Source organism: Serratia sp. TSA_105.2 (genome assembly GCF_052692115.1).
Window position 1 is genome coordinate 688,390 of the sequence record NZ_JBQZFT010000002.1, and the last position, 18,262, is coordinate 706,651.

Sequence of the window (18,262 nt, forward strand, 5' to 3'; positions counted from 1 at the left end):
GGATTACTTGCGGCGCCAGGTGGTGCCCTGCGGGCCGTCTTCCAGCACGATGTTCATCTCGTTCAACCGATCGCGAGCGGCATCCGCCAGCGCCCAGTCCTTGGCGGCGCGCGCTTCGTTACGCTGTTTGATCAGCGCTTCGATCTCCGCCACTTCGCCGTCGTCAACCTGAGCGCCCCCTTGCAGGAACTGCTCCGGCTCCTGCTGCAGCAGGCCGAGCACGTTCGCCAGCTTGCGCAGCTCCGCCGCCATGCCGTTAGCCGCCGCCATGTCTTCACCCTTGAGGCGGTTAACCTCCCGCGCCAGATCGAACAGCGCCGAGTAGGCTTCCGGGGTGTTGAAGTCGTCGTCCATCGCTTCGCGGAAGCGGGCTTCGAACGCTTCGCCGCCGGCCGGTGCGGCGTCGGCATCGGTGCCGCGCAGCGCGGTATAGAGGCGCTCCAGCGCGGTACGCGCCTGCTTGAGGTTCTCTTCGCTGTAGTTAAGCTGGCTGCGATAGTGGCCGGACATCAGGAAGTAACGCACCGTCTCCGCATCGTAATGGCCGAGCACATCGCGGATGGTGAAGAAGTTATCCAGCGATTTGGACATCTTCTCTCTGTCGATCATCACCATGCCGGAGTGCATCCAGTAATTGACGTACGGGCCGTCGTGGGCGCAGCTCGACTGTGCGATCTCGTTCTCGTGGTGCGGGAACATCAGATCGGAACCGCCGCCGTGGATGTCGAAGTGGGTGCCCAGCTGCTTGCAGTTCATGGCGGAGCATTCGATATGCCAGCCCGGACGGCCCGGCCCCCACGGCGACTGCCAGCTTGGCTCGCCCGGTTTGGACATCTTCCACAGCACGAAGTCCATCGGGTTGCGCTTCACGTCGTCGATCTCTACGCGCGCGCCGGCCTGCAGCTGATCCAGATCCTGGCGCGACAGCAGCCCGTATTGCGGATCGCTGTCGATGGAGAACATCACGTCGCCGTTGCTGGCCACATAGGCATGATCGCGATCGATCAGACGCTGGGTGATCTCGATGATCTCGGCGATGTGCTGGGTCGCACGCGGCTCTTGATCCGGGCGGTCGATCAGCAGCGCGTCGAAGTCGGCGTGCATTTCCGCCAGCATGCGTTCGGTCAGCTGGTCGCAAGTCTCATGATTTTCCGCCGCGCGGCGGATGATTTTGTCGTCCACGTCGGTGACGTTGCGCACGTAGTTCAGCGAATAGCCGAGGTAGCGCAGGTAACGCGCCACCACGTCGAAAGCGACAAAGGTACGACCGTGCCCGATGTGACACAGGTCATAGATGGTTACCCCGCACACGTACATGCCCACTTTCCCGGCATGAATGGGTTTGAATTCCTCTTTTTGACGACTCAGGGTATTAAAAATCTTTAGCATCGGGAGATTCCGTGGTGTGCGTGATAACAAAAAAGATAACCGGGCTTCAGGTTTTCCGCCCGGTAGCGTATTGAAACCTGAAGCCTGATCTATTGCAAGGTTAAGGCCATGCTTTGCTGATTTCACGCGAATAAAATGCGCGAAATTCGGCGGCTGGTGCAATTGTTATAATATAACATAAATGCAATTACCACAGACAGTGCGCGGTTGAGCCGCTGCTGACTCGCTGGGGCGGATATGTTATAAGGGCGGTCTGAATGTTCACTCGCTTTACGTGACGTCTCACTTCACCTTGTTAGGATTAAAACTATGGTTACTTTCCACACCAATCACGGCGATATCGTTATCAAGACCTTTGCTGACAAAGCGCCGGTTACCGTTGAAAACTTCCTGAACTACTGCCGCGCCGGTTTCTACGACAACACCATCTTCCACCGTGTGATCAACGGCTTCATGATCCAGGGCGGCGGTTTCGAGCCAGGCATGAACCAGAAAGCGACCAACGCGACCATCAAGAACGAAGCCAACAACGGTCTGAAAAACACCATCGGCACCCTGGCAATGGCACGCACCAACGATCCGCACTCCGCCACCGCACAGTTCTTCATCAACGTGGCTGACAACGACTTCCTGAACTTCCGCGGCGAAAACGTGCAGGGCTGGGGCTACTGCGTGTTTGCTGAAGTGGTTGAAGGCATGGACGTGGTCAACAAGATCAAAGGCGTGAAAACCGGCCGCAGCGGCATGCACCAGGACGTACCGGTAGAAGACGTAGTGATCAACAGCGTGACCGTCAGCGAGTAATCGCGGCTGCATGAGTACGCTGTTCATCGCAGATCTGCACTTGTGCGCACAGGAACCGGCAATCACTGCCGGTTTTCTGCGTTTTTTACGGCGGGAAGCGGTGCACGCCGACGCGCTGTACATCCTCGGCGACCTGTTTGAAGCCTGGATCGGCGACGACGATCCCGAGCCGCTGCACGCGGAGATCGCCGAGGCGCTGAAAGCGCTGCAACAGGCCGGCGTGCCCTGCTACTTCATCCACGGCAACCGCGATTTTCTGCTCGGCAAGCGCTTCGCCCGCGCCAGCGGCATGCAGCTGCTGCCGGAAGAGAAAGTGCTGGAGCTGTACGGCCGTAGGATCCTGATCCTGCACGGCGACACCCTGTGCACCGACGATCAAGCCTATCAGCAATTCCGCCGTAAAGTGCACAACCCGCTGATTCAAAAATTGTTCCTGGCGCTGCCGCTGCGCTGGCGACTGAAGATCGCCGCCAACATGCGCGCCCGCAGCCAGCAATCCAACCAGTACAAGTCGGAAGCCATCATGGACGTCAACCCGCAGGCAGTCGAACAGACGATGCTGCGCCACGACGTGCACTGGATGATCCACGGCCATACCCATCGCCCGGCGGTGCACCGGCTGGCGTTGAGCAACGGCGAAGCCCATCGTGCGGTGCTGGGCGCCTGGCACGTCGAAGGATCGATGATCAAAGTCAGCGCCGACGCCGTCGAGCTGATCCAATTCCCATTCTGAGCCCCGGACTGGCGCGCGAGTGAAAATTCGCGCTTTCGGCGCTGAAAACCGGCGACGCAACCGTTTTCCTCGCCGTGCGCTCATGGTATGCTCTACGCCCTCATTCGGCCCTCAGCCGACGCCAGAAAAATCACAGGAGCCTTACACCCATGGGAGCCAACGCCGCTTCAGCCGCCACTACCGGGGCGAAAATCGCAATTGTAATGGGATCGAAAAGTGACTGGGCCACCATGCAGTTCGCCGCCGAAGTCCTGACCCAGCTCGATGTCCCCTTCCATGTCGAAGTCGTTTCCGCTCACCGCACGCCGGACAAGCTGTTCAGCTTCGCCGAGCAGGCTACCGCCAACGGTTTTGACGTGATCATCGCCGGCGCCGGCGGTGCGGCGCACCTGCCGGGCATGCTGGCGGCGAAAACCCTGGTGCCGGTGCTGGGTGTGCCGGTGCAAAGCGCCGCGCTGAGCGGCGTAGACAGCCTGTACTCCATCGTACAGATGCCGCGCGGCATTCCGGTGGGCACGCTGGCGATCGGCAAAGCCGGCGCCGCCAACGCCGGGCTGCTGGCGATGCAGATCCTGGCGCTGCACGACGCCGCGCTGACGCAGCGTTTGGCGGACTGGCGTCGGGCGCAGACCGAAGAGGTATTGAACCACCCCGATCCGCGGGAGGACGCATGAAGCCGGTTTGCGTACTGGGCAACGGCCAGCTGGGGCGCATGCTGCGCCAGGCCGGCGAACCGCTGGGCATTGCCGTCTACCCTGTCGGCATCGATGCCGAGCCCGAGGCGGTGCCGTATCAGAACAGCGTCATTACCGCCGAGATCGAACGCTGGCCGGAAACCGCGCTGACGCGCGAGCTGGCGACCCACAGCGCCTTCGTCAACCGCGACATCTTCCCGCGCCTGGCAGATCGCCTGACGCAAAAACAGCTGCTCGACCAGCTCGGCCTGGCGACCGCGCCGTGGCAGCTGCTGGCGAGCGCCGCCGAATGGCCGCAGGTATTCGCTTCGCTGGGTGAGCTGGCGATCGTCAAACGCCGGGTCGGCGGTTATGACGGCCGCGGCCAATGGCGTTTGCGTCCGGGCCAGGAAGCCGAACTGCCGGCCGACGCCTATGGCGAGTGCATCGTCGAGCAAGGCATCAATTTCTCCGGCGAAGTGTCGCTGGTGGGCGCGCGCGGCCACGACGGCCGTTCGGTATTCTACCCGCTGACCCACAACCTGCATGAAGACGGCATCCTGCGCACCAGCGTGGCGCTGCCGCAGCCCAACGCGGCGCTGCAGCAACAGGCCGAGCAGATGCTGGCGGCGATCCTGAACGAGCTGAACTACGTCGGCGTGATGGCGATGGAGTGCTTTATCGTCGGCGATCGGCTGCTGATCAACGAACTGGCGCCGCGCGTGCACAACAGCGGCCACTGGACGCAAAACGGCGCGTCCATCAGTCAGTTCGAGCTGCACCTGCGCGCCATCCTCGGCCTGCCGCTGCCGCAGCCGGTGGTGAGCACACCGTCGGTGATGGTCAACCTGATCGGTACCGCCGTCAACGAACAGTGGCTGTCGCTGCCGCTGGTGCATCTGCACTGGTATGAGAAAGAAGTGCGCCCGGGCCGCAAGGTCGGCCATCTCAATCTGAACGACCCGAGTGCCGCCGATCTGCGCCAGGCGCTTCAGGCGCTGGCGCCGCTGCTGCCGGGCGAGTACCAAAGCGGCCTGGCCTGGGCACAGCAGAAGCTGGCTTAACGGTTTACACCGCCGAAAAGAAGAAGGTTCAGCCCAGGCTGAACCTTTTTTTTGCCGCAAAGATCAACGCGAGCCGATGTTACGCAACGGCTTGCCGGCCATCAGATTGCGTTCAATATGTTCCAGAGAAATATTTTTGGTTTCCGGGATCAGCGCCAACGTGATGAAAACAAACAGTACGTTAAGCCCCGCATAGACCCAAAAGGTGTGAGCGCTACCCAACGAATTCAGCATGGTCAGGAATGTCGCCCCCACAATCATATTGGCGATCCAGTTAGTGGCGGTGGAACAGGTGATGCCGAAATCGCGGCCTTTCAATGGCTGGATCTCTGAACACAGCACCCAAATCAGCGGGCCGGCGCTCATGGCAAAGCCGACGATAAACATCAGCAGCATGACGATGGCGAAATATTGCTCCGCCGCAGAGTTCATGCCGATGTTCATCATGGTGCCCAGTGCCCCCATGCCGACAGCCATCACGATAAACCCAAGGATCAGGGTGGGTTTGCGGCCCCAGCGATCGACCAGTCCAATAGCGATAAAGGTGGCCAGCACGTTGACCAGACCGACGATCACCGTGCCCCACATCTGCTGTTCCGTACTGGCGAAGCCCGCCAGACCGAAAATCTTCGGCGCGTAATACATGGTAACGTTCATCCCGGTGAACTGCTGCATCACCTGGAGAAGAATGCCAAGGAAAACCGCGCGGCGGAAATTTTTATTGCCTTTGAACAGCGCCCAACCACTTTGCTTCAGTTTGAGGCTTTCACGAATTTCATTCAGCTCATGCTGCGCCTGGGCACTGCTGTCGCGCAGCTTCTCCAACACCTGACGCGCCTGCTCATGGCGATTGCGCGAGGCCAGCCACCGCGGGCTGTCAGGCAAAAAGAACACGCCGACCAACAACAGCCCGGCCGGGATGGTGATGACGCCCAACATCCAGCGCCAGGCGCCGGTATAGCTGAATGCCGTATCAGACAGGTAAGCGGCCAGAATGCCGATGGTGATCATCAATTGATACATCGAAATCATGCTGCCGCGGATTTTCTCCGGCGCGATTTCAGAGAGATAAATCGGCGCAGTATAAGAAGCGATACCCACCGCCAATCCCAGCAGAATGCGTGAAACGATCAGGACCTCCACGTTGGGGGCGAACGCAGAACACAGCGATCCCGCCACGAACAGGATGGCGCCGATCATCAAACTGTATTTGCGCCCCAGCCGGAAGTTCATCCAGCCGCTGCCGATGGCGCCGACGGCGGCGCCAAACATCATAGAGCTGACCACCCACTCCTGCTGAGAGCTGGTGATCTGAAATGTGTCGGTAATAAACGGCAGAGCGCCGGCGATTACGCCGATATCCAGACCGAACAACAGGCCGGCCAATGCGGCTAAAAAACAGACGAAAAAAGTCATGCCGACATGAGTCGGGCTTTTCTCCGCCGGTGTAACTTTGACGGTATCGCTCATACAGCCTCCAGGAGAAAACGGTCATCAGTGTGCGACATGATAGGAGGCAATGCGTCGGAGATAAGTGAGTGCGATCACATTAGTGAAAACGATTACACTCCATTAAATATTGATATGCCGTTTTTTAAGGTGGGTAAATTCGCTTGATTGCAGCATAACGCTATAAATTAAGGCATAAAACAGGCGAAATTGACCAGGTGTCCATTGCATCGATGACCAACGGCAGCCGTATCGACATGACATAAATGTAATCGATTTCATTCAGGGTGGGCATAAAGAGGAATAGCACCGGTAACGCGCGAAAAAACGGCAGGCCCGGCCACGCTTGGCGGCAACGGACCTGCGATAGCAAGATCAGCCCTCATAACTGCGGAACAGCGCCCGGCCGCGCAGCAGGCGCACGCCCAGCCAGCCACCGCACAGCGACAGCAGCAGCGCGCTGGCCAGCGGCAGCGCCCACCACAGCACCGGCGTCGGCGTCCACGGGAAGTCGAATACCCGGCTCTGCAGCAGCCACAGCGCCGCCTCGGCGCCCACCGCCGCCGCGATGCCCGCCACCAGCCCCAGCAGGGCGAACTCGCACCACAGCGTGCGGCGCAGCAGCCGTTTGCCGGCCCCCAGCGTGCGATACACCACCAGCTCCTGGCGGCGCTGACGCATGCCGACCTGTACCTGTGCCAGCAGCAGCAGGCCGCCGCACAGCACCACCAGCACCACCATCACCTCCAACGCGCGGCTGACCTGCTGCAGCACGCCGCCGACCTGTTTCAGGATCGCGCCGATGTCCAGCAGGCTGAGCGTCGGGAACTGGCGGTTGAGCTGGGTCAGCATCTGGCCGTCACCGTCGTAGCGGAAGCTGGTGAGCCAGGTTTGCGGCTGACCGTCCAGCGCGCCGGGCGGGAAGATAAAGTAAAAGTTCGGCTTCAGGCTTTCCCAATCCACCTGGCGCAGGCTGGTGACCTTGGCGCTGAACGCCTGGGTATCGCCGCTGAAGGTCAGCGTGTCGCCCAGCGTGATCTTCAGCCGCCCGGCAATGCCTTCATCCATCGAGACCTCGCCGCTTTTCGGCGGCCAACTGCCCGCCACCAGCGGATTATGATCCGGCAAATCGGCCAGCCAGGTCAGGTTCAGCTCGCGGTTCACCGCCTCGCCGCCCGGATCGTCTTCATGCACCCGCTCGGTCGCCACCTGCTGGTTTATCTCGGTGAGGCGCACCCGGACGATCGGATAATAGGTTTCCGGCTTGATCTGGTGCTGCTGCAGGAAGGTTTTCACCTGCGGCACCTGCGCCTCGGTCATGTTGAGCAGGAAATAGTTCGGGCTGTCCGGCGGCAGCTGTTGCTGCCAGCGTTCGAGCAGATCGCCGCGCAGCACCAACAGCAGCGCCAGCAGCATGAACGACAGCGAAAATGCCGCCAGCTGGCTGATGGTCACCCACGGCTGATGCAGCAAGCGGTTAACCGCCAGCCGCAGCGCCAGGCTCTTGAGCGTGATGCGGCGCAGCAACAGCAGGCTGCCCCAGCCGATACCGCCCAGCAGCAGTGCCAGCACCGCCATACCGGCCAGGATCGCCCACAGCAGCGTGCTGGCCCCCATCAGCGTCACCAGCAGCGCCACCACGATCGCCGCCGTCACCGGCAGGAAGTAGCGCAGCGGCCAGACGTTGGCCACCACATCGCGGCGCAGCACCCGCAGCGGTTGGGTAGCCAGCAGCTGACGATACGGCCGCAGCCCGACCAGCAGTGAAATCAGCACCAGCGCGCCGAGCGCCCACAGCCACGGCCAGGCGCCGGCGGCGGGCAATGCGGCCGGCAACACCGGCTTCAGCAGGCGAATCAACAGCGCTTCGAACGCCAACCCGATCGCCCCGCCGCACACCGCCGCCAGCGCCATCACCGCCAGCCACTGGCCGACGATCAGCTTACGCAGCGCGCCGCGCCCGGCGCCAAGGGTTTTCAGCACCGCGATCAGATCGTAGCGGCTGCGGCAATAGTGGCTCATCGCCACCGCCACAGCGGCGATCGACAACAGCAGCGTCAGCAGGGCCGACAGCAGCAGGAACTGTTGGGATCGCTGCAGCGACTTGCCGAGCGCGCTGCCGGACTCCTGCAGCCCGAACCAGCGCTGATCCGGCGTCAACTGTGGCGTTAGCCGCGCTTCGTAACGCTGAATATCCGGCTCGGCGCCGGCGAACATGTAGCGGTAGGTCAGGCGACTGCCCGGCTGCACCGCGCCGGTCTTATCGACGTCCGCCAGGTTGATCATGATGCGCGGCGCGGTCTGGAACGGGTTGAAGCCGGCGTCCGGCTCCTGAATGATTTCACCGGCGATGCGCAGCGTGGTGTCGCCCACCTCAAGCGAATCGCCCACTTTCACGTTCAGCAGCGCCAGCAGACGCGGCGCCACCAGCACGCTGCCCGGTTCGGGCTTGATGTTGGCCGGGCGCGTTTCCAGTTTGCCGTACAGCGGATAGGCCAGATCGGTGGCTTTCACGTCCGCCAGCTGCGGCCGATCGCCGGCATAGGTCATGGTGGTGAACGACAGCTGACGGCTCAGCTTCAGCCCCTGCTGCTGCGCGTCCAGCAGCCAGCCTTCCGGCACCGGATGCGCGCTGCGCAACACCCGATCGCCGGCGATAAAGTCGCGGCTCTGCTGGCTGAGCCCTTTGTCCATGCGATCGCTGATGCTGCCCAGTGCCAGCACGCAGGCCACGGAGAGCGTCAGCGCCAGCCAAACGATCAGCAGCGACGGCGAACGCCATTCGCGCCAGAACCAGCGCCAGATCATGCTTCCTCCCACAGCTTGCCTTCGCGCAGCCGCAGCCGCCGCTGGCAGCGCGCCGCCAGGGTTTCGTCATGGGTTACCAGGATCAGGGTGGTGTCAAAATCGCGGTTGAGAGAGAACAGCAGATCGGCAATGCGATCGCCGGTCTGGCGATCGAGGTTGCCGGTCGGTTCATCGGCGAACAGCACCCGCGGCCGGCCGCTGAAGGCGCGCGCCAGCGCCACTCGCTGCTGCTCGCCGCCGGACAGCTGCGCCGGCAGGTGATCGAGTCGTTTCCCCAATCCCAGCTGTTCCAGCAGCTGTACCGCCTGCTCGCGGCTCTGCCTGTCGCTCTCGCCGCGCAGCAGCGCCGGCAGCTGCACGTTTTCCAGCGCGTTCAGCGTCGGCACCAGCATGAACGACTGAAACACGAAGCCGACATTCCTGGCGCGCAGCGCGGCGCGGCCTTCTTCGTCCAACGCGGTCAGCGACTCGCCGAGCAGGCGCACCTCGCCCTCGCTGCCGTCATCCAGCCCGGCCAAAATGCCCAGCAGGGTCGATTTCCCCGATCCGGATTCGCCGATCAGGGCGATCGTCTGCGCGGGTTTGACAAGCAGCTCGACTCCGGTAAGGATGGTGAGCTGATGCTCACCCTGACCAACGTGTTTACTAAGATGATGAACTTCAAGAACGTTTTCCGCTGGCATCTTCCCTTCCTTTTGCTGTTGGGATTATTCAGTTTACGCGCTGTCGCCGCCGATACCTTGTTGATTTTGGGCGACAGTTTAAGCGCCGGCTACCGCCTGCCGATCGAGCGGGCCTGGCCGACGCTGTTGGCCGAACAGTGGCAGAAAAAACCGGGCGCGCCGCAGCTGGTCAACGCCAGCATCAGTGGCGACACCGCCGCACAGGGGCTGGCGCGTCTGCCCGCGCTGCTGAAACAGCATCAGCCGCGCTGGGTGCTGATCGAGCTGGGCGCCAACGACGGCCTGCGCGGCTTCCCGGCGCAGGACGTACAGCGCGATCTCGGCCAGATCATCACACAGGTGCAGCAGGCCGGCGCACAGCCGCTGCTGATGCAAATTCGCATCCCGCCGAACTACGGCCGCCGCTATACCGAGGCGTTCAGCGCCGTCTATCCGGCGCTGGCCAAACAGTTCAACATTCCGCTGCTGCCGTTCTATATGGAACAGGTGGTGGTGAAGCCGGAATGGATGCAGGATGACGGATTGCACCCCAATGGGGACGCCCAGCCGTTTATCGCCACCTGGATGGCGGAGCGCCTGGAACCGCTAGTAAAGCATGAGTCTCACTAAATTAGGGTCGTACACTAGGTAAAGTTATGCAAAAAGCGGTATTGATAACCGGCTGTTCCAGCGGAATTGGACTGATTGCGGCGCAGGATCTGCGCAACCGCGGCTACCGGGTGCTCGCCGCCTGCCGCAAACCGCAGGACGTGGAAAACATGCGCCAGCTCGGGCTGGAAAGCCTCGAGCTGGATCTGGACGACAGCGCCAGCGTCGAGCGCGCCGCCGCCGAGGTGATCGCACTGACAGACGGCCGCCTGTACGGCCTGTTCAACAACGGCGGTTTCGGCGTTTACGGCCCGCTCAGCCGCATTTCGCGCAGCCAGCTGGAGCGGCAGTTCGCCACCAACCTGTTCGGCGCCCACCAACTGACCCAGCTGTTGTTGCCGGCAATGCTGCCGCACGGCGAAGGGCGCATTATCCAGACCAGCTCGGTGATGGGGCTGGTCTCCAGCGCCGGGCGCGGCGCCTACGCCGCCAGCAAGTTCGCGCTGGAGGCCTGGTCGGATGCGCTGCGCATGGAGCTGCACGGCAGCGGCATTCAGGTCAGCCTGATCGAACCGGGGCCGATCGCCACCCACTTTAGCCAGAACGTCAACCAGGCGCAGAGCGACAAACCAGTGCACAACCCCGGCATCGCCAAGCGCCTGACGCTGCCGCCGGAGGCCATTTTGCCCAAACTCCGCCACGCGCTGGAAAGCCCACGCGCCAAACTGCGCTACCCGGTGACCCTGCTGGCGCACGCCATGAGCGTGCTGCGCCGCATTTTGCCGGGCCGCTGTCTGGATTGGCTGCTGCGCAGCAACGCTTAATTCGCCTGCCGGGGTTGAAGAATGGCGGCGCGCCCCCATCTACACCCCATGGCTCCGCACGATCAGAGAGAAAAAAGATGCTAGCTCAAGCTGTTGTTGATATTAACGAAACTAACCTGCACCAGACGCTGGAACAATCGATGTCCATTCCGGTGCTGTTCTACTTCTGGTCCGAACGCAGCCAACACTGCCTGCAGCTCACGCCGGTGCTGGACAAGCTGGCGGCGGAATACGCCGGTCAGTTCATTCTGGCCAAGGTGGACTGCGACGCCGAACAGATGATCGCCTCCCAGTTCGGGCTACGCTCCATTCCGACGGTCTATCTGTTCAAAGATGGCCAGCCGGTCGACGGCTTCCAGGGCCCGCAGCCGGAAGAAGCGATCCGCGACTTGCTGCAGCGTTTCCTGCCGAAGGAAGAAGACCTGAAACTGGCGCAGGCGCAGGAACTGCTGGCCGCCGGCAACGCCGCCGAAGCGCTGCCGCTGCTGAAAGACGCCTGGCAGAGCAGCCAACAGCGCAGCGACATCGGCCTGACCCTGGCCGAAACCCAGATCGCGCTCAGCCGCAGCGAAGACGCCGAAGCGGTGCTGGCGACCATCCCGCTGCAGGATCGCGATACCCGCTATCAGGGCCTGGTGGCGCAGATTGAACTGTTGAAGCAGGCGGCGGACACGCCGGAAATCCAGCAGCTGCAACAGCAGGTGCAGCAGCAGCCGGACAACGTCGAGCTGGCAGTGCAGCTGGCGCTGCAGCTGCATCAGGTCGGGCGTAACGAAGAAGCGCTGGAGCTGCTGATGGGGCATCTGAAGAAAGATCTGGCCGCCGCCAACGGCAACGCGCGCAAGACCCTGATGGACATTCTGGCCGCGCTCGGCACCGGCGACGCGCTGGCCGCTAAATATCGCCGCCAGCTGTACTCGCTGCTGTACTGATATACTCTTCGTCTTTCCAGCCGCATCGTTGTTGGCGGCAAGTTTGTAAGTCCCCGGGAACTTACTCAAGTAAGCGACCGGGGCGCGTAAACGCAGCCAACACAGATGCAGCTTGAAATATAACGGGGATATCAGCGATAGACCCGCACCCCACCCTCCACGCCCGCCGGGCTGAACAACACCTGCCACAGCTGAATGTTGCGCGAACGGAACGCGCCGGCGCAGGCGTTCAGGTAGTAAGTGAACATGCGTTCGAAGCGCTCGGAATAGCCGCCGGCCAACTCTGGCCACGCCCGTTTGAAGTTCTCCAGCCAGGCCATCAGCGTGCGATCGTAATCGGCGCCAAAGTTGTGCCAATCCTCCATCACGAAACGCCCTTCGCTGGCCTCGGCGATATGCCGCACCGAAGGCAGGCAGCCGTTGGGGAAGATGTATTTGTCTATCCAGGCGTCGACGTTGAGATCGGTCTGATTGGAACCGATGGTGTGCAGCAGGAACAGGCCATCCGACTTCAGGTTGCGCGCCGCGACGCTGAAATAGGTCTCGTAGTTTTTCGGCCCGACGTGCTCGAACATGCCGACCGACACGATGCGATCGAACTGGCGATCCAGATCGCGGTAATCCTGTAGCAAGATCTCGACGTTCAGCCCGGCGCAGCGTTCCTGCGCCAGCTTCTGCTGCTCGGCCGAAATGGTCACGCCGTGCACCGTGACGCCGTAGTGTTGCGCCGCAAATTGCGCCAACCCGCCCCAGCCGCAGCCGATATCCAGCAGCGTCATGCCCGGTTTCAGCTGCAGTTTTTCGCAGATCATCCGCAGCTTGGCCTGCTGTGCCTGCTCCAGCGTCTGCGCCTCTTTCCAGTAGCCGCAGGAGTATTGCATGTAAGGGTCGAGCATCGCCCGGAACAGGTCGTTGCCGATGTCGTAGTGCTCTTTGCCCACCTGCCAGGCGCGCTTGCGCGATTGGCGGTTGAACAGCCGGGCATAGGCGACGCGCGCGATGTCGCTCAGGCTTTTCGGCAGCCGCTCATCGACGCCGGCCTGCAGAATGCGGGTGAACAGCATGTCCAGCCGTTCGCACTCCCACCAGCCGTCCATATAGCCTTCGCCGAAACCGAGCGAGCCTTCCTGCAAAATGCGTTTGAACAGCGCCGGGTTGTGCACCCGGATATCCCAGGCGCGCGGGCCGTTGATGGCGACGCCGGCTTCCGCCAACATCTCCTCCACAATGCGATACCAGCGATCCTTCTTCTGGGCGAGTTCATCAACACTGAGCGAATCCATAACAATCCTTGGCCGAAATGTCATTTCAAAAAGCATAGTCGCAAATAAAAATGACAAATTTTTGACGGTAAATACCGGGGTGTTTTTACTCTAGCCAAGGCGAGCAACATCATGAAATGAATAAAAATTATTGAAATCATGCCATTTAGGCATACTTATCCGCGCCAGCGCGGGCGCGGATAAACCGACGGCGGCTAAGGTAAAATAGAGGTGCCGGCCTGGCCCGCCAGCACCGCGTCGATATCCTGCAGGCCACCGATATGCGCCGTCCGCCCGGTGCGATCGACGAAGCGGCTGACCGCCATGATCTTCGGCCCCATGGCGCCGTCCGCCACCACCATCGGCGCCAGCTCCTGCGTGGTGGCGCGGCGAATGGCGCGCTGGCGCGGCGTGCCCCACGCCTGATACACCGCGTCGGCGTCGGTGAGGATCACCAGGTGATCGGCCCCCACCTGCTCCGCCAACAGCGCCGCCGCCAGATCTTTGTCGATCACCGCTTCGCTGCCCGTCAGCCCATGCTCGCCGGCGATCATCGGAATGCCGCCGCCGCCGTTGCAGATCACGATGTGCCGCTGCGACAGCAGCAGCGTGATCGCCTCGATGTCGAGGATCTTCTGCGGCGCCGGCGAAGGCACCACCCGGCGGATGTAGTTGCCGTCCGCCTTCAGCGTCCAGCCGTATTTGGACTCCAGCGCCTGCCGCTGTTCCGGCGCATACACCGGCCCGATGAACTTGCTCGGCGCCTGATAATCCGCATCCTGCGCATCCACCAGCACCCGCGTCAGCAGCGTGGACACCGGCTGCTGCGGATGGCTGGCGCTCAATTGCTGCGCCAGCATATAGCCGATCATGCCCTGGCTTTCGGCCACCAGAATATCCAGCGGATAAGGCGGCACATCGCGGTACGCCAGGTTCTGCAACGCCAGCAGCCCCACCTGCGGCCCGTTGCCGTGTACGATGGCAATGCGGTATTTCTGCGCCAGCTTGCCGATGGCGTCGGCGATAAGGGCGATGCTCTTATACTGATTTTCCGCAGAGAGCACGGCTCCGCGCTGCAACAGGGCGTTGCCGCCCAACGCAATGACCAAGGTTTTCATGGTTTGCACCCGTAGTTGAAATCATACCGTCCCGGCCGGATCCGCGATCCGGCCCTCGTGTTCACACCGCGCGCCGCACAGTGCGTTAATCGTCGTCACCCCCAGCCACACGCCCAGCAGCGTGTCCGCTCCCGAGAAGTGCCCCAGGCTCAGCACCGCCGCCACCGCCGCCGATCCCTCTTCAGGCGCCCGCAGCCCCCGCGCCAACGCATGCAGCGGCGTGGCGAACACGCCCTGTTCGGCGTAACGCAGGTAGTGCGCACTCACCAGCGTGGTCAGCGCGTCCAGCGGTGGCGTCTGGGCGAAAAACGGCGCCAGCCCGGTAACCGGGATGCGGCTGTCGAGGTAGGCGCTCAGCAGCAGGCCGAGCAAGGTGTCGTCGTTGCTCGGCGTCAGCCCCGGCCCCTTGCCCAGCGCCTGGTGCCAGTCGACCGTGTCGCCCCGCAGCCAACGGGAGAAATCCCGCACCAGCGCGGCCGGCTCCGGCGTTAACGGCTGCCTCACCAATCGGCCCAGCTCGCCGTGCAACCCACACTGCGCCGTGCAGTGCTGCAATACCGCCGTCAGCGGCCGATCGGCAATGGCCGCACGCGGCGCCAGCGCCAGATCCCGCGCCGCCGCGGCGGGCCGCACCAGGAGCGCATCCAACGTGATGCCTGCGGCGGAGAAAGCGCAGCGTCGCGCGGACGGCGCCGCACGCCGCACGCGGTCGAAATCCCGCGTACCAAGCTGCCACCCCATCGGGCTCAGGCCGCTGCCGGCGCGGTGCAGCGTCAGCAGCCGCGCGTTTTCCGTCAGGAAATTGATCGCGTTGTTGAAGCTGCCGACGCAGCGCAGCGCGCCGTAATCCTGCGTCGCATGGCGGCTGCCGGCCAACGCGATAATGTCCATATGCGCCTCCGTTCGCTTACGCCGTAATGCCGAGCTTATCGGCCAGCGCTTCGATCGCTTTCTCGAAGCAGCCGAGCGGCGCGCGCACCGTGCCGGCGCCAATTTGCCCGACCCCGGCTTCGCGGTGGGCGATGCCGGTGTTGATCAGCGGCGTGATGCCGGTTTCCACCACCCGCCGGGCATCCAGCCCCAGGCAGGCGCCCTGGAAGTCCCAGGTCGGGATCTGCAGCATCATGTTGCGCTCGAGGTAGATTTCCGCCATTTCCTCGGAGATGTCGGTGGCGGCGCTCATGCCGCCGGAAGCCCCGACGAAGCGCGTCACGCCCGGGGCCGCTACCATCGCCGCGCCGCCAATGCCGAAGGTTTCGGTGATCGCGCTGTCGCCGATGTCCGGGTTGGCGTCCGCCTGGCTGAAGCCGGAGAAGAACAGCCCCTCCGGCGTGTTCACCGGCGCGGTGAACCAACGATCGCCCATCCCGCTGATCTTGATGCCGAAGTTCTTGCCGTTGCGGGTCATTACCGTAACGATGGTGCCCTGCTCAATCTCCGCCCCGGCGTCCATCGCCGCCTTGCAGTAGGCCATCGCCAGATTGAGGAAGAACTGATCGGTGATGCTGAGGAACTGCATCACCTGCGCCAGCTCCGCCTTATCGCGCGGCAGCAGGCTAATCTCCGGCGCCAGCCTGCGCATCAGCAGCGCCGAGGCCGCGATATTGCGCTGGTGGAATTCGTCCCCCATGCTGATCGCCTGCGCCATCAGCGCGGTCAGATCGATCCCTTCCTCGAGCGTCGCCAGCACCGCTTTCAACACCGGGGCCAGCGAATCGCGCATCCAGCGCAGGCGCTGCTGCACGTCCTCGCCGTAGGCGCCGAAGCGCATCACTTTGCCGATGCCTTCGTTCATGTTGCAGTAGGCGTAATTGCCGTGAACGGTGTTCCTGACCACTACCATCGGCATGTGGGCCGAGGTGATGCCACCCATCGGCCCTACCGCGCTCACGCTGTGGCATGGGATAAACTCGATTTCCCCCTGCTCCAGCAGCGCCAGCGCCTGCTGCTCATCCTGCGCCCAGCCTTCGAACAGGCAGGCGCCGATGCAGGCGCCGCGCACCGGGCCGCTCATCTCTTGCCAGGTGACCGGCGGGCCGGCGTGCAGCAGCTTGCGCCCTTCGGCCAACTGCGGGATCAAGCGGTGCGCCAGATCCACATCCTGCCAGTGCGGGCGCGCCTCGCGGATACGGGCGATAACGGCGGCGTTTGCTTGCTCAATCGTTGCGTACATAGCGGTTCCTTACTTTAATTTTTTCAAGATGTTGGCTAATCGTTGATCGCCACCGGCCACCGGCGCCCACTGGTAATGCACCACCGGGATATCGCTGGTTTGCAGGTCATCGGCGAAACTGCGCAGCCCGGCGTTGATCACCGCGACGCCGTCCAGCAAGGCCGGCCGTTCGCGTTCAGGTGCGGGTAAGACGGGGGTAATCAGCTGATGCGCCAGCGCGACCGCCGCCGGCAGCGACGGCATTACCGCGATGCCGGCCTCCTGCAGGGTGGCGATTTGCCGCGAGCGCTGCTGCGGATCCTGTTCGGTGCCGGTGACGGTGGCGATCGCCGCCAGCGGGTGAGCCGCGCCGCGCGCCGCGCGCACGTTGGCCACCTCGGCCGCCAGCGACGCCGCCGGCTCGTCCTGAGCGCCGAAGCCGATCACCACGTCCAGCAGCAACACGCCGGTCTGCGGCTGCTGCGCCAGGCGGGCGATCTCTTGATTGCGGGCGGTCGGGTCAATCATCGGGTGCGGGCGCCCCTGGGTATAAAAGTCATCGCCCATGTCGATGATGCGATGGCCGTCGGCCACCAGCATGGCGCCGCGCGGATGCTCGCTATCCACCGGCAGGGACAGTTTTTCCGCCAGCAGCATCGCGCATTCGGCCGCCAGCGTGCCCCCGGCGTACAGCCCGGCGATTTTGCCGCCGGGCACCGCAGGCTGTTGCGCCGCCTGTTGCTGCACGCAACCCAGCATCGCCGCCAGCCGCGCCGCTTCATCCAGCGTGGCGGCGAACGTGATGTTGCCCTCCTGGCGCACGGCAGACTGCGCGCCGAGGAACAGCGCCACCACCGGCTTGCCGAGCGCTTTCATCTCGTCGATCACCCGCTGGCGCACTTCGGGCGCCGGCGGCTTGGACACGAACGCCAGCACAAGACTCTGCGGATCCGCCGCCAGCATGCGCAGCGCGCTGATGGCGCTGATGCCGCCGATCTCCGCCGTCAAATCCCGCCCGCCGAGGCCGATAGCGTGCGAGATGCCCTGGCCCGCCAGGGTAATTTGCGAAATAAGCTCCTGAATGCCGGTGCCGGAGGCGCCCACCACGCCGATAGATCCGGCGGGTGCCACGTTGGCGAACGCCAGCGGCGCGCCGGCAATGCAGGCGGTGCCGCAGTCCGGCCCCATCACGATCAGCCCGCGTTCACGCGCCTTGGTTTTCAGCGCCACTTCCTGCGCCGGGCTGACGTTGTCGGAGAACATCATCACGTTGCAGCCGTCTTCCAGCGCGCTATCCGCCAACTCCGCCGCGTATTCGCCGGCGATCGAGATCAGCGCCAGATTGGCGGCGGGCAGCTTCTGCCTGGCGGTGCGCCAGCTGCGCGCCCGCAGCAGTTTTTTGCCGCCCTGGCTCCCCTGCGCAATCGCCTTGAGCGCCGTCTCCAGCGCCGCGCCGATCTCCTCGGCAATCGTCTCGTCGGCGGACTCCGCTTTGATCGCCACGCAAATATCGTTAGGCGTCGCTTCGCTAAACTGCGGGTGCCAGAAACCGGTCACCTCCAATAAGGATTTATTGGCCGGTGTCCCCATCATGACGGATATTTCCTCGACCTTGGGAGATTCACTGAGTTTGCGGGAGATCAACATCAGGCTGACGGAATCCTGAAAGCTCCCCTTTTTAATAAAAGCATGGATCATGGTGATATCCTTAAGACAGCATTTAATAATATCGGCAATATTTCCCGCACCGGCGGCGCGGCGATGCATTGAATCCAGCGAAAA

At 62.9% G+C, this 18,262-nt stretch carries 16 protein-coding genes; 7 read left to right on the plus strand and 9 right to left on the minus strand.

The window, feature by feature from the left end; translation table 11 throughout:
• Positions 1–3: 3 nt before the first annotated feature.
• The gene (gene cysS / locus ACUTSC_RS09740; RefSeq protein WP_025301817.1) at positions 4–1,389 is read right to left on the minus strand and encodes a cysteine--tRNA ligase; all 1,386 of its coding nucleotides are present in this window, start codon (positions 1,387–1,389) and stop codon (positions 4–6) included.
• A 309-nt stretch (positions 1,390–1,698) separates the two neighbouring features.
• On the opposite strand from cysS, the gene ppiB reads away from it, so the two are divergent.
• The 4 genes from ppiB to purK all read left to right on the plus strand — a co-directional run bounded on the left by ppiB (position 1,699) and on the right by purK (position 4,664).
• Positions 1,699–2,193 carry a peptidylprolyl isomerase B gene (gene ppiB / locus ACUTSC_RS09745; RefSeq protein WP_004940183.1) on the plus strand — a complete coding sequence of 165 codons (495 nt, stop codon included), beginning with the start codon at positions 1,699–1,701 and terminating at the stop codon, positions 2,191–2,193.
• Between the two features lie 10 nt (positions 2,194–2,203).
• Positions 2,204–2,926, plus strand: a complete 723-nt coding sequence (locus tag ACUTSC_RS09750) for a UDP-2,3-diacylglucosamine diphosphatase (RefSeq protein WP_197766781.1) — start codon at positions 2,204–2,206, stop codon at positions 2,924–2,926.
• Positions 2,927–3,075: 149 nt separating this feature from the next.
• Positions 3,076–3,600: a 5-(carboxyamino)imidazole ribonucleotide mutase gene (purE, locus tag ACUTSC_RS09755; RefSeq protein ID WP_197766782.1), complete on the plus strand. Its 525-nt coding sequence runs from the start codon at positions 3,076–3,078 to the stop codon at positions 3,598–3,600.
• A complete protein-coding gene (purK, locus tag ACUTSC_RS09760) occupies positions 3,597–4,664 on the plus strand; it encodes a 5-(carboxyamino)imidazole ribonucleotide synthase (protein WP_063991022.1) in 1,068 nt (355 codons plus the stop codon). Before purE ends, purK begins: the two co-directional genes overlap by 4 nt.
• A gap of 63 nt (positions 4,665–4,727) precedes the next feature.
• Here the strand turns inward: purK and ACUTSC_RS09765 are convergent, their stop codons facing one another.
• From ACUTSC_RS09765 to ybbA, 3 genes are all read right to left on the minus strand, one after another.
• Positions 4,728–6,134, minus strand: a complete 1,407-nt coding sequence (locus ACUTSC_RS09765) for a sugar porter family MFS transporter (protein WP_197766783.1) — start codon at positions 6,132–6,134, stop codon at positions 4,728–4,730.
• A gap of 354 nt (positions 6,135–6,488) precedes the next feature.
• Positions 6,489–8,921, minus strand: coding sequence for a putative ABC transporter permease subunit YbbP (ybbP, locus tag ACUTSC_RS09770; protein ID WP_445653296.1), 2,433 nt, complete (start codon positions 8,919–8,921; stop codon positions 6,489–6,491).
• The gene (gene ybbA, locus ACUTSC_RS09775; protein ID WP_004940192.1) at positions 8,918–9,604 is read right to left on the minus strand and encodes a putative ABC transporter ATP-binding protein YbbA; all 687 of its coding nucleotides are present in this window, start codon (positions 9,602–9,604) and stop codon (positions 8,918–8,920) included. The genes ybbP and ybbA overlap by 4 nt, the downstream gene beginning before the upstream one ends.
• On the opposite strand from ybbA, the gene tesA reads away from it, so the two are divergent.
• The 3 genes from tesA to ACUTSC_RS09790 all read left to right on the plus strand — a co-directional run bounded on the left by tesA (position 9,575) and on the right by ACUTSC_RS09790 (position 11,948).
• The gene (gene tesA, locus ACUTSC_RS09780; RefSeq protein WP_162598318.1) at positions 9,575–10,213 is read left to right on the plus strand and encodes a multifunctional acyl-CoA thioesterase I/protease I/lysophospholipase L1; all 639 of its coding nucleotides are present in this window, start codon (positions 9,575–9,577) and stop codon (positions 10,211–10,213) included. The two genes, ybbA and tesA, sit on opposite strands and share 30 nt — an antisense overlap.
• A gap of 26 nt (positions 10,214–10,239) precedes the next feature.
• Positions 10,240–11,016 (plus strand): SDR family oxidoreductase, encoded by a 777-nt coding sequence (locus tag ACUTSC_RS09785; RefSeq protein WP_445653297.1) that lies wholly within the window; start codon positions 10,240–10,242, stop codon positions 11,014–11,016.
• A 77-nt stretch (positions 11,017–11,093) separates the two neighbouring features.
• Positions 11,094–11,948 (plus strand): co-chaperone YbbN, encoded by an 855-nt coding sequence (locus tag ACUTSC_RS09790; RefSeq protein ID WP_025160052.1) that lies wholly within the window; start codon positions 11,094–11,096, stop codon positions 11,946–11,948.
• A gap of 131 nt (positions 11,949–12,079) precedes the next feature.
• Here ACUTSC_RS09790 and cfa read toward each other — a convergent pair whose 3' ends face one another.
• The 5 genes from cfa to ACUTSC_RS09815 all read right to left on the minus strand — a co-directional run bounded on the left by cfa (position 12,080) and on the right by ACUTSC_RS09815 (position 18,178).
• Positions 12,080–13,231 carry a cyclopropane fatty acyl phospholipid synthase gene (gene cfa, locus ACUTSC_RS09795; protein WP_197766786.1) on the minus strand — a complete coding sequence of 384 codons (1,152 nt, stop codon included), beginning with the start codon at positions 13,229–13,231 and terminating at the stop codon, positions 12,080–12,082.
• Positions 13,232–13,425: 194 nt separating this feature from the next.
• The gene (locus tag ACUTSC_RS09800) at positions 13,426–14,328 is read right to left on the minus strand and encodes a carbamate kinase (protein WP_445653298.1); all 903 of its coding nucleotides are present in this window, start codon (positions 14,326–14,328) and stop codon (positions 13,426–13,428) included.
• 21 nt (positions 14,329–14,349) lie between these two features.
• Complete coding sequence (locus tag ACUTSC_RS09805) at positions 14,350–15,219, minus strand: oxamate carbamoyltransferase subunit AllH family protein (RefSeq protein WP_197766788.1); 870 nt, start codon at positions 15,217–15,219, stop codon at positions 14,350–14,352.
• Positions 15,220–15,235: 16 nt separating this feature from the next.
• Positions 15,236–16,501: a YlbE family protein gene (locus tag ACUTSC_RS09810; protein WP_015376903.1), complete on the minus strand. Its 1,266-nt coding sequence runs from the start codon at positions 16,499–16,501 to the stop codon at positions 15,236–15,238.
• A gap of 9 nt (positions 16,502–16,510) precedes the next feature.
• Positions 16,511–18,178 carry an acyl-CoA synthetase FdrA gene (locus ACUTSC_RS09815; protein WP_445653299.1) on the minus strand — a complete coding sequence of 556 codons (1,668 nt, stop codon included), beginning with the start codon at positions 18,176–18,178 and terminating at the stop codon, positions 16,511–16,513.
• Positions 18,179–18,262 lie beyond the last annotated feature (84 nt).

Bases quoted from the DNA above. Each gene is read 5' to 3' on its own strand.
- ppiB (WP_004940183.1), top strand. From the start codon at position 1,699: ATGGTTACTTTCCACACCAATCACGGCGATATCGTTATCAAGACCTTT.
- tesA (WP_162598318.1), top strand. From the start codon at position 9,575: ATGAACTTCAAGAACGTTTTCCGCTGGCATCTTCCCTTCCTTTTGCTG.
- ACUTSC_RS09800 (WP_445653298.1), bottom strand. From the start codon at position 14,328: ATGAAAACCTTGGTCATTGCGTTGGGCGGCAACGCCCTGTTGCAGCGC.
- ACUTSC_RS09785 (WP_445653297.1), top strand. From the start codon at position 10,240: ATGCAAAAAGCGGTATTGATAACCGGCTGTTCCAGCGGAATTGGACTG.
- cfa (WP_197766786.1), bottom strand. From the start codon at position 13,231: ATGGATTCGCTCAGTGTTGATGAACTCGCCCAGAAGAAGGATCGCTGG.
- cysS (WP_025301817.1), bottom strand. From the start codon at position 1,389: ATGCTAAAGATTTTTAATACCCTGAGTCGTCAAAAAGAGGAATTCAAA.
- ACUTSC_RS09790 (WP_025160052.1), top strand. From the start codon at position 11,094: ATGCTAGCTCAAGCTGTTGTTGATATTAACGAAACTAACCTGCACCAG.
- ybbA (WP_004940192.1), bottom strand. From the start codon at position 9,604: ATGCCAGCGGAAAACGTTCTTGAAGTTCATCATCTTAGTAAACACGTT.
- ACUTSC_RS09805 (WP_197766788.1), bottom strand. From the start codon at position 15,219: ATGGACATTATCGCGTTGGCCGGCAGCCGCCATGCGACGCAGGATTAC.
- ACUTSC_RS09810 (WP_015376903.1), bottom strand. From the start codon at position 16,501: ATGTACGCAACGATTGAGCAAGCAAACGCCGCCGTTATCGCCCGTATC.
- purK (WP_063991022.1), top strand. From the start codon at position 3,597: ATGAAGCCGGTTTGCGTACTGGGCAACGGCCAGCTGGGGCGCATGCTG.
- ACUTSC_RS09750 (WP_197766781.1), top strand. From the start codon at position 2,204: ATGAGTACGCTGTTCATCGCAGATCTGCACTTGTGCGCACAGGAACCG.
- purE (WP_197766782.1), top strand. From the start codon at position 3,076: ATGGGAGCCAACGCCGCTTCAGCCGCCACTACCGGGGCGAAAATCGCA.
- ACUTSC_RS09765 (WP_197766783.1), bottom strand. From the start codon at position 6,134: ATGAGCGATACCGTCAAAGTTACACCGGCGGAGAAAAGCCCGACTCAT.
- ybbP (WP_445653296.1), bottom strand. From the start codon at position 8,921: ATGATCTGGCGCTGGTTCTGGCGCGAATGGCGTTCGCCGTCGCTGCTG.
- ACUTSC_RS09815 (WP_445653299.1), bottom strand. From the start codon at position 18,178: ATGATCCATGCTTTTATTAAAAAGGGGAGCTTTCAGGATTCCGTCAGC.